Source organism: Dolichospermum circinale AWQC131C, from assembly GCF_000426905.1.
Classification (GTDB): Bacteria; Cyanobacteriota; Cyanobacteriia; order Cyanobacteriales; family Nostocaceae; genus Dolichospermum; species Dolichospermum circinale.
The window spans coordinates 1-10,737 of sequence record NZ_KE384647.1 but is presented as its reverse complement, the minus strand read 5'-3'; the positions used below and the strand labels follow the sequence as shown (position 1 = coordinate 10,737).

6 protein-coding genes and 1 pseudogene are annotated in these 10,737 nt (G+C 35.4%); 2 read left to right on the top strand and 5 right to left on the bottom strand.

Features of this window, described 5'->3' with window-relative positions; translation table 11 throughout:
- Positions 1 to 2,338 (bottom strand): TIR domain-containing protein (locus tag ACIR131C_RS23440; RefSeq protein WP_035372545.1); only part of this gene is annotated, 2,338 nt, incomplete at its 3' end.
- Between the two features lie 206 nt (positions 2,339 to 2,544).
- Here ACIR131C_RS23440 and ACIR131C_RS23435 point away from each other — a divergent pair.
- Positions 2,545 to 2,942 (top strand): annotated as a pseudogene (locus ACIR131C_RS23435) (adenosylcobinamide-GDP ribazoletransferase); the annotation flags it as partial.
- A 3-nt stretch (positions 2,943 to 2,945) separates the two neighbouring features.
- Here ACIR131C_RS23435 and ACIR131C_RS0119125 read toward each other — a convergent pair.
- The 4 genes from ACIR131C_RS0119125 to queC all read right to left on the bottom strand — a co-directional run bounded on the left by ACIR131C_RS0119125 (position 2,946) and on the right by queC (position 8,922).
- The gene (locus ACIR131C_RS0119125) at positions 2,946 to 3,776 is read right to left on the bottom strand and encodes an SWIM zinc finger family protein (RefSeq protein WP_028091475.1); all 831 of its coding nucleotides are present in this window, start codon (positions 3,774 to 3,776) and stop codon (positions 2,946 to 2,948) included.
- 73 nt (positions 3,777 to 3,849) lie between these two features.
- A complete protein-coding gene (locus ACIR131C_RS0119120; RefSeq protein ID WP_028091474.1) occupies positions 3,850 to 4,824 on the bottom strand; it encodes a DUF4351 domain-containing protein in 975 nt (324 codons plus the stop codon).
- Positions 4,825 to 4,878: 54 nt separating this feature from the next.
- Positions 4,879 to 8,079 carry a DEAD/DEAH box helicase gene (locus ACIR131C_RS0119115; RefSeq protein ID WP_028091473.1) on the bottom strand — a complete coding sequence of 1,067 codons (3,201 nt, stop codon included), beginning with the start codon at positions 8,077 to 8,079 and terminating at the stop codon, positions 4,879 to 4,881.
- Between the two features lie 162 nt (positions 8,080 to 8,241).
- On the bottom strand, positions 8,242 to 8,922 hold the full coding sequence (gene queC / locus ACIR131C_RS0119110; protein ID WP_028091472.1) for a 7-cyano-7-deazaguanine synthase QueC: 681 nt from the start codon (positions 8,920 to 8,922) through the stop codon (positions 8,242 to 8,244).
- Positions 8,923 to 9,500: 578 nt separating this feature from the next.
- Between queC and ACIR131C_RS0119105 the strand changes: the two genes are divergently transcribed.
- Positions 9,501 to 10,583 (top strand): Gfo/Idh/MocA family protein, encoded by a 1,083-nt coding sequence (locus ACIR131C_RS0119105; RefSeq protein ID WP_028091471.1) that lies wholly within the window; start codon positions 9,501 to 9,503, stop codon positions 10,581 to 10,583.
- The last annotated feature ends 154 nt before the right edge of the window (positions 10,584 to 10,737 follow it).

Sequence of the window (10,737 nt, the reverse complement as noted above, 5' to 3'; positions counted from 1 at the left end):
CACTTTTTTGAGCTTTATCGCTGGCTATGACAGCATTTTGTTTTTCTTTATTGGCGATAGTTGCCTGTTTTTTGGCTTCCTGCTCACTTTTTTGAGCTTTATTGGTAGCTATGACAGCATTTTGTTTTTCTGTATTGGCGATAATTGCCTGTTTTTTAGCTTCTTGTTCACTTTTCTGAGCCTTAATTTTTTGCGTCTCAGCATTGAGTTTTTCTTGAGTAGCAATAGCTGTTTGATTTTTGGCTTTTTGCTCACTTGTTTGGGCTTGATTTTTAGCTTTTTCAGCTTCTGCTTTTTGCGTCTCAGCTTCCTGTTTTTGTAAGAAAGCAAAGCCAGTTGTGCCAATTGCTGCCACCAATAAAACAACAGCACCCGTAAGCAGCGACCTCAAAACCAATAACTGACGCTGATTTTGTTTCTTTTGTGCTTCTATCGCTTCTCGACTTTTATCAATCAACTCCTTCTGTAAAGCTGTCGTAGCCGGCTTTTTATTCTCTGTTTCTGCTGTCTTTAACCATGCTTCCGCAACAGCAAACTCACTCCCTCGTAACAACAAATCCACATTTTTGCCCTTTTCATCCCATTCCAAAGCCCGTTGTGACCATTTCGTGTGACTTCTGACATGATCTCTATCTGTATCCAGCGTCCTCACTAACTCATTAAAATTGGCAAAAAATTCCCCTCCATGCTGATTAAAATCGAGCCATTGCACATTTGCTAAAGCCGCAGGGAGTTTTTGTTTATCATCATCTGATAAAGGGCGATGTAGTACAGTAATAAAACGTTTACCCAAATTTTTGGCATATTCCACCTCACCAGCACAGTAGGGAGAGTTTACCGATTTAGGTGAAATAATAAATAAAAAGTTATCGGAACTGGCAATTCCTCGATTTATTTCCTGCTGAAAATCAGTCCCTGTAGCAATACTTTCTTGGTCAAACCAAGTCGTTTTTCCTAATTCTTGTAAAGCGTCATTGATTTTCCGCGCTAAATCTGAATCGGTACGAGAATAGGAGATAAAAACTTCTAAAGAAGATGCTTCTGATTGATTGAGACTGGTAGTAATAAACTCCTCTTGTAAAGGTAAGGGAGGATAATCTTCTCGCTGTTTTGCTACCTTTAACCAAGCTGCAAAATGTTGGAGGTTATAACCCCGCAATAATAAACTAGGGTTTTGATTTTGTTTTTGCCATTTCCGGGCTTTGACTAACAGGATTTTATGTTTTTCATAATAGGAAGATTCTTTTTGTAATTCTTGTAATAATTTATCTGTACTAAAACGATATTCTGTTTCGTTTTCTGATTGAGTAAAATCAATAAACTGTAATTTCTTTAACTCTAGGGGAATTAATTTAAAATCAGTTTCTGTAATCAATAAAGGAATAATCCGTTTATTATTTGCTAAAGCTTGATTTAATTCCTGTTGACAATATTCCGATTGCAAGGAATCCGATGATATTAAATAGACAAAGTTATCTGCTCCTTCAATTCCTTGATTAATTGCCTTTTCAAATCCAGTTCCAGTTTTAATATCAGTCTTGTTTGTCCAAACAGTAATACTTTCACGCATTAATGTTTTTCTAATTTTCTCCTTAATTACCTCGTCTTTATCTGCGGCTGCTAGAAAAACTTGACTTAGTAAATTATGAGAATTTTTTATACTTTCACAAATAAATTCACAATGTAAATCTGTAGGTAGACAAGGCTGTTGTTCTTTAGTAAATCTCTGTTTTAACCACTTTTCGGCTTTTCCTCTTTCTTCCCCGACCAAAAAATAATTGGTTTGTTGCTGATTTCTCGACCATTCTAAAGCTTGCACTAAAAAATTGGTATGTTGTTCTACATAATCTTGATGTCTATTAATTGCGGTCAATAAACCGTTAAAATAGTTAGAAAAATCATCAAGATTATCTGCAAACCGAATCCAATTAATTTTACTAATTATTGGGTGCATATTCGGATAAATAGAATGCAGCCCTTTTTGTTGGTCTTCTTGCCAATGTTCTTCAGTTTTATTCGGGTTTCTTTGTTGCCATATTTCCTTGCTAATTTGCTCAACGTGAAGTAAAGGAATAATTCGTTTATTTAGTTTAATAGCCAGTTCAATCTCCTTGAGACAATAGGGAGAATTAACTGAGTGAGGAGCAATAATAAATAAGAAATTATGGGCTTTTTCTATGCCATCATCAATTTGTTTTTGATAATCCACTGCTGGGGGAATATCGTCTTGATCAAACCAGACATTCAAACCTGCTGCTGTCAATTTTTCATTAAGATTTATAGCAAAGGCTTTACTATCAGGACGGCCATAGGAAATAAAAGCATCATAAAAATTCATTTTTTACCCTTTTTCATTCAGATAAGTTAGATAAGTAGGTAAACGGAAAAAAAACCGACACAAGTAACGAAAAGTAAATTTACCCAAAACCTCTTCCCTGTTCCGTGTTCCCTGTTCCCTTGTCATAACGACAATTTTTAACGCCAACCTACTTATATTAACATACCCCCTCTTCCTAAAGTTCACTTACCTGATGTGCAAAATTTATTGGTGGTATTTTAGGTGGGTTAGATGTAAGTATGAATTATTTGGGTATTCCTATGCTAACCCTTAATGCTTTGGTAGTAGGTGGATAGCAATTACCGGAGGATTACATTTAGATGCAGCAATGGATACAGCGGATGGTTTAGCAGTGGGTGATCCTCAACGACGGTTACAGGTCATTATGGATAGTGCCACCGGTGCGTTTGGGGCAATGTCCGCTACAATGATTATTGTTTTGAAAATTACTGCTTTAACAGATATGGTTTTATCTGGGAGTGTGATTTCCGTTGTTACCCCAGCTTGGTTTAATCATAAATTAGGTGGACATACAGGAGATATCTATGGCGCTGTGGTGGAGTGGACTGAAGCCTTATTTTTGTGTGTAATTAGCAGTTTTTGATGATCATCCCACATTCATAGCTGCTAAAAAAGCCTTTTGACTGACATCTTTATACACTGCTTCTAAATATTTCATCACTAATTCACCGGCAGGTAAATTAGTTGTATTTTCCTCATCTTTTGCTAAAGGAATTGTTCCTAATACATCTAATATTGTTGCACTCACAGCAGGTGAAATTACCACTAAAGAAGATTCTAATGGTTCATTATATTGCCAAAAATCATCTATTTTAACAGGATATTGATGTTCAGAAACTTCTGTTTGAATTTCTGATGTTTCTTGAATTATGTTTACATTTTTACTGCTGCGTAATTGACGTAAATCGCTGATAATTTGCTCTTTTGTGCGTCCACGTAGTTGAAATAATACAAAAGGATCTTCACTAAAGCGATCGCCTAATTGATAATATACAGCACCGATATGTTTACAAGGAACTGCTTGATCAGGACAAGAACATTTACTGTGAATATCAGTTAGAGTAAAGGGGAATAATGATAAACCATTACTGATAAAAACTTCCTCAATATTTTGTGGCATTTCCCCTGCTAATAATTTAGCGGCAAAAATCGCTTTTTGGGACATTGTTTCCACAATATAACCCCATTCTTCCTCACTAAAAGCATCAAGAGATAAAGACACTTTATAAGGTTCTACTTCACTACCTTGCACTCTAGCTAATACCTTCCCAGCTTTAAATTTGATACTGAGAACATTTCCTTCTCGATAATAATTTCTTGCCCGTTCTAAGCGTTTTTTAAATCGGTAAGAATCCAGTAGATCTAACCATCTTTGTGACCACCATTCCCGACTTGCTTGTAAGGTTTCGTTACTCATAATCTTTCATCTTTTTGTGGTATTAGCAATAGACCTTCTCCATTTATTCCAAGTATCATTGAAGACTCATGTATCAACAATTCTCTAACCAATTTCGCAAATCCTCTACATCATCTAAATCAAATATTGCCTCTCCCAAAACTTCAATAATTTCTATATTTAAACTTCTAATTTTGGTTTCTAATTCTAGATCAATCTGTCCAAATTTCCTATTAATTTGACGAATAATTAAATTTTTTTCTCTTTCAATTCCCCTTTCAATTCCCCTTTCAATTCCCCTTTCAATTCCCCTTTCAATTCCTTTTTCAATTCCTTTTTCAATTCCTGCTTCCATCCAACTGGTAACAATTTGCATAACTTCCTCCTTTTCCTCTGTTATTAATGTACCTACTTCTATTTGAAATTTATCTTCTTCAATTTTATTCAATCTCAAATATGTGTCAATGAAACCTGATATCAATTGCATTTTAGCTGGATTTAATTTTAAGGTGACTAATAACCTTAAACATTCTGCTTTGACCTTTGGCCTATCTTCGGGTGCTATGCTCATTTTCGACATCAAAGCCGATGCAACTGGATTTTGACGGGTTAAAAAGTCTCTCCAGTTGAGTTGATTTAGTTGCACCACCTGATAATTAAATTTTAGCACCTCAAAATCAGGAAAGTTGATTTGATAGTTATTCACAGCTACGGTTTTCGGTGAGTCGTAGGAAAATATCACTATCGGATATATTGGTAAGTCCAATTTTTCATCTAATCTGGCAAAATAACGAAACATTCTTTGATTAAATTTCGGTCTTGCACCTGATTCTGCCTCAATATGAATCACAAAATAAGAAGGTTGACCTAAAAATTTAGCTTTGGCTATCAGGTCGGTTTCATATTTATCTCCTGCGGTAACATCAGTAAATATTTCCTTGTCCAAGAATATAATTGATTCGGTGTCTATATATTCGAGGACTTGAGGAAAGAATAATTCTATAAATTCTATGAAAAAGGTTGATATTAGTTCTTTAAATAAGCGGTCATGGTCTATGTTTTCTTTCATACTTTTATTTTTTATCTAAGTTAGGATTTACATGATTTAAAAACTAATGGTTTTTTAAACTTCATCTTCTTCAATGACTGCATTGCGGTCTAATATTAATAAATTACGAAGTTGATCAGTATCCATTTCCGTTAACCAATCTTCTCCTGCACCTACAACTTGTTCTGCTAATTGCTTTTTACTTTCAATCATATTATTAATTTTCTCTTCTAAAGTTCCAGTACAAACAAATTTATGGACTTGAACATTGCGAGTTTGACCAATTCTAAATACTCGGTCTGTGGCTTGATTTTCCACTGCGGGATTCCACCATCTATCAAAGTGAAAAACATGATTTGCCCTAGTTAAATTTAAACCCACACCACCAGCTTTTAATGATAAAATCATAATTGGTGATCCTTGGGGGTCATGTTGAAATCTATCAATCATTTCCTCTCTTTGTTTTTTACTGGTGCTACCATATAAAAAGAATATTTCTCGTCCTAATCTATTTTCTAAATAAGGTTTTAATAACTTACCCCATTCAGCAAATTGTGTGAAAATTAAAGCCCGGTCATCTAATTCTAAAACCTCATCTAACATTTCTTCTAGTCGTTGTAATTTAGCAGAATGATGTTTTTCTAAAGTTGCTAATTTCAAATATTGGGCAGGATGATTACAGATTTGTTTTAACTTCACTAATAGTCCTAAAATCATACCCCGACGTTGTAAACCTTCGGCAGATTCAATCTCTACTAAAGATTGATCTACTAATTGTTGATATAGTGTAGCCTGTTCGGAAGTTAAACCACAAAAAACCGTCATTTCTTGCTTTTCTGGCAGGTCTTGAATAATATCTTTATCAGTTTTTAATCTACGGAGAATAAACGGTTGCACTAAAGAACGTAATTGATTTAAAGAAGCAGTATCACCATACTTTTCAATAGGCATAGCAAACCGTCTTTGAAAAAATTGTTTATTACCTAAATAACCGGGATTTAGGAAATCTAAAATAGACCATAATTCTTGTAATCTATTTTCTACAGGTGTTCCGGTTAAAGCAATACGAAATGTAGTTTCTAACTGTCGAACTGCTTGGGATTGTTTAGATTCTGAATTTTTTATATTTTGGGCTTCGTCTAAAACAATGATTTGCCATTCAACGGTTTTTAAAAGTTTAATATCACGGTGAATGAGTGCATAGCTAGTAATGACTAAATCATGTTTATTCACAGTTTCAGTAAATGCTTTACCTTGAGGACGTTTATCACCATGATATTCTAAAACTTTGAGAGTCGGAGCAAATTTACTTACTTCTTTTTGCCAATTGCCCATAACCGAAGTAGGACAAACTAATAAAGTTGGTTTTTCTAAAACATTTTCTGCTTTGAGATGAAGTATAAAAGCGATGAATTGAATGGTTTTACCTAATCCCATATCGTCCGCTAAACAAGCACCCAAACCCCATCTTTCTAAAAACGCTAACCAAGCTACACCACGTTGTTGATAAGGTCTTAACTGTCCGGTAAAATTGCTAGGAGTTGGTAAAATTTGAATTTCTTGATGATTAGTTAATGCCCCAATTAATTCGGCTAATGCACCAGTAGATTCAAAACTAACAACAGGTAATTTTTCAATTACTTGAGTATCTCCTTTACTAATACGTAAAGCATCTTCTAAGGAAAGAGACATTTCTTCGTTACGGGAACTAAAAAAGTTTTGGGCGGTTTTGATATCTTGGGGACGTAATTCTACCCATTCACCATTAATTTCTACTAAAGGACTATTTAATTTTACCAGTTTATCAAACTGCGCTTTAGAAATTGTTTGTCCACCAATTGCTAAATTCCATTGAAAATTCAATAAACTTTGTAAACCTAAACGTCCTGATTTTTGTTGGGGACTTTCGGCAATAATTTTTAACCCTAAACGGTTTGCCCACCCTTCCCGATTTGCTAAACTAGAAGGTAAAATTACTCCTAAACCGCTATCTTCAAATCTCCAAATTACAGTTTTTATAAATTCATAAGCTTCTGTAGGAGTCAGGTGGCAAAATTCGGGAGATGCAGTTTCTAAACTGGTGGTAATTTTGGGATATAATCGAGAAGCTAAACCCAAACCTCGCAAAAATGTTTCTTGAGGTTGTTCAATTGTCCGATTTTGATAAACTAATTTTTCTACAGGTTGCTGCCAAATTATCGCTGCTTCTATTAAAAATTCCGGGTTATCTGCTGCTTGGAGAAAATACTTTAAAGTCCAATTTGGTTCTTGATTTTCTGGAGGAAGTAATTGGAAACAGGTTTTAAATGATGCTTGTCCCGTAAGTTGATATTGTAAGGGTAAAGTCCAGGCTTTTAAAGTAGTTTTTAAACGTTCTCCTCCTGCTCCATTAATTGTATTATTTTCGTTAATTAATCCTTTTAACCATTGCTGTAATGCGTTAGGTAAAGACATGATGATTCTCGGTTCAAGGGGAGATTGAGAACCCACCATTAACCGTAATTGATGATCTGTAATGTGGTTGAGGAATGATAATATTAGTTCTTGAGGTAATAATGGTAAATCAATTGCTAGATTTTCGGTATTTTGTTGATAGGTTCGACAAGCTAAAGGCATTTTTAAAGCAAATTTTTCTAATCTAGTGACATCTATCGCGCTATCTAAAAGTACCTGCCATTTGGCAATTAAACTACTATCTTGTTTTTCAATTGTTGGTAAAAATTTACAACGAGAAATCAAGTCTAAATGCCATCTGAAAATATGTATCCAGAAATGAATATCTGCTCCTAATAAACTTGCTTTACTATCATTTGGACTCAGAGGTAAAGAGCTAAGAAATTGAATTGCTAATGCTGGAGTGAGACAAAAACCTTCAATTTTCCAAGGATGTAAATATTGTAAATCTTGTGAAGATGAAGAATCTATATCTAAGTTAACAGAATGAACCGGAAAAATTGTGATTATTTCTGATTTATTACTCTCTACAAAATCAGTTGGTAAAGTAATTATTTGTGAGTGAATAGGTAATTTATTTTCTGTTTGTGGTTTACTTTTAATTCTTTGTTTATTAGTAGTATTTGACTGAATTAAATTAGCAATTGATAAATTAGATGTTTCTAACCATTCATTTAATTCTCCTGATGTCATAGCCAATGGGTGTAAAGAAATTTCAGCAGATACTTGAGTATGCACCTGTAAAGAACGCCAAATTTCCCCCCAAATAAAGAAATAGCTATTTTGATGATTTATTATCCAAGTTCCGTGTAAAATTGCCATGTTTGAATATACTAATTATTTTTTTATTTATTAAGCTGTTGCACATTTAACTTGCATATTGCTTACAAGTAAAACTCTTGTAGAGTGGGCATCCTGCCCGAATTATGCAAGTTTTTCAGCATGAGAACCTTTCTGAATTGCAGAGTGAAAGTTGTTGATTTTCTAAGCACCAGCATAGGGAAGAGGATCTTTTAACCCCAATTCAGCAAAAGCTGCTAACCGCAATTGACAGGAATCACAGACACCACAGGCAATATCATTACCAGCATAGCAAGACCAGGTGAGATGCCAAGGAACTCCTAATTGATTACCAAGTTGGATAATTTCTGTTTTTTTTAAGTCAATTAACGGGGCGATAATTTTAATTGGTTGTCCAGAACGTCCTTGTTTTGTGCCTAAACGGAAAACTTCCTGGATAGCTTGGATATAATCAGGACGACAGTCTGGGTAGCCAGAGTAATCTAGGGCATTAACCCCAATATATACTCGTTCCGCTGCGATCGCCTCTGCATAACCCAAAGCAAAACTTAAAAAGATGGTATTACGGGCAGGAACATAGGTGACAGGGATATTATCGGCCATTTCAGCCAGCGATCGCTGTTGAGGTAAATTAATCTTATCATCTGTCAGTGCCGAGCCTCCCCATTGCCGTAAATCAAAATTAACTACTTGATGTTCAATTACCCCGGCTGTATTAGCAAGCGTTAAAGCAGAATTTAATTCTTTCCGATGTCGTTGTTGGTAATCAAAAGAAATAGTATAGCATTGACAACCATCTGCCTTTGCTTGATAAAGCACCGTTGAAGAATCTAAGCCACCGGATAATAGAATTACAGCTTTCATATCGAAATCAGCAATGGGGATAACAAAAGTCAAGAAAATCAGAGAAAGCAGGGGATAATTTGATCAATTACCCATTCCTTCACAAATTCCCTTCAAAAAATGGAAAAATCAATAAAATGCCCGCAAAAAAATTAAATATGTGCAAAAATTCCCTGACAGGGGAACAGAAATTTTATAGATCCTCCAGTAAATTATACTCTAAGTTTCAACTATTTGTTCATCAGGTAAAATACTTACACAATAAAAATAAAATTACTTTGATCAAGATCGGATATTTATTTGATTAGTTAATTGATTAACGACATATCCAAGAATTTATACTGAGAAAACAGGGCATTTATCAAGTCAATAAAGAAACATATAATGTTTTGAGGAGATGAATAAAACCGGGAAATTAACAATCATTGACCCAAAATCCCATGTAGATGACGGGAACTGAACCTGAACTTTGAAATTCTTCATAAAGACAATCACTATGTTACCATCTTGATGGTTAAAGACAAATAAAACCTGGCATTTCAGTATAAAGGTTAAAGACCTTAGAGTCTCTAAATTTGGTGGTTGAGGAGAAAAAAATAGTGCAAAATAGCAGATCAGTGTCAGAACCAAATCTATATTCACAGCGCAACCAACCGCATCATATCCGCATAGGAGTGATTGGGGTTGGTAACATGGGACAACATCATACCCGCGTTCTCAGTTCCATGAAAGATGTAGAACTAGTAGGGGTTTCCGATATTAACGTTGAACGTGGTTTAGAAACGGCCAGTAAATACAAAGTTCGTTTTTTTGAAAACTACTGTGACTTATTACCTCATGTAGACGCGATTTGTGTTGCTGTACCGACAAGGCTACATTATGCCGTAGGCATCAACTGTTTATTAGCCGGAATCCATGTTTTAATTGAGAAACCAATAGCAGCTAGTATTTCTGAGGCCGAGTCTTTAGTGAATGCTGCTGCTGAATCTCAGTGCATTTTGCAAGTTGGTCACATTGAGCGATTTAACCCCGCATTCAGGGAACTGAGTCAAGTTCTGAAAACCGAGGAAGTTTTGGCTTTAGAATCGCACCGCATGAGTCCTTATTCAGTGCGGGGGAGTGATGTTTCCGTGGTGCTGGATTTAATGATCCATGACATTGATTTACTGCTAGAATTAGCCGCATCACCAGTGGTGAAATTAACGGCTAATGGGACTCGTTCCTTAGACTCAGGTTATTTAGATTATGTAACTGCGACCTTGGGCTTTGCCAATGGAGTTGTTGCTACTCTTACAGCCAGCAAAGTTACTCACCGAAAAATCCGCCGTCTGGTTGCCCATTGTAAAAATTCATTCACAGAAGCAGATTTTCTCAATAATGAAATTTTGGTACATAGGCAAACCCCTGTCAACCCGCTGATCGATCAGCAAAAAGTCCTATATAGACAAGATGGTTTAATCGAAAAGGTTTATACCACTAATGTTCAGCCTCTGAGTGCAGAGTTAGAGCATTTTGTCAACTGTGTCCGTGGTGGCAATCAACCCTCTGTTGGTGGTGAACAAGCTCTCAAAGCTCTGCGCTTGGCTAGTTTAATTGAGCAAATGGCTTTAGAGGAAAGAGTCTGGAATCCATTAGAATGGTCTTCAGAATCGAGAGTCCAAGCTTTGACATCAACTATTTAACGCCAACTAGCAGTGGGGGAAGGAACGGTTTTTTCTCCCACTCTGGCAAAAGCGGAGTTATATAAACAATCTTCTGCGGGTAATTTTAGAAATTAAAAGGAGTTTAGCTAGTTAAATATTTGCCAACTAATACTAACTAATACTATGCTTTTCC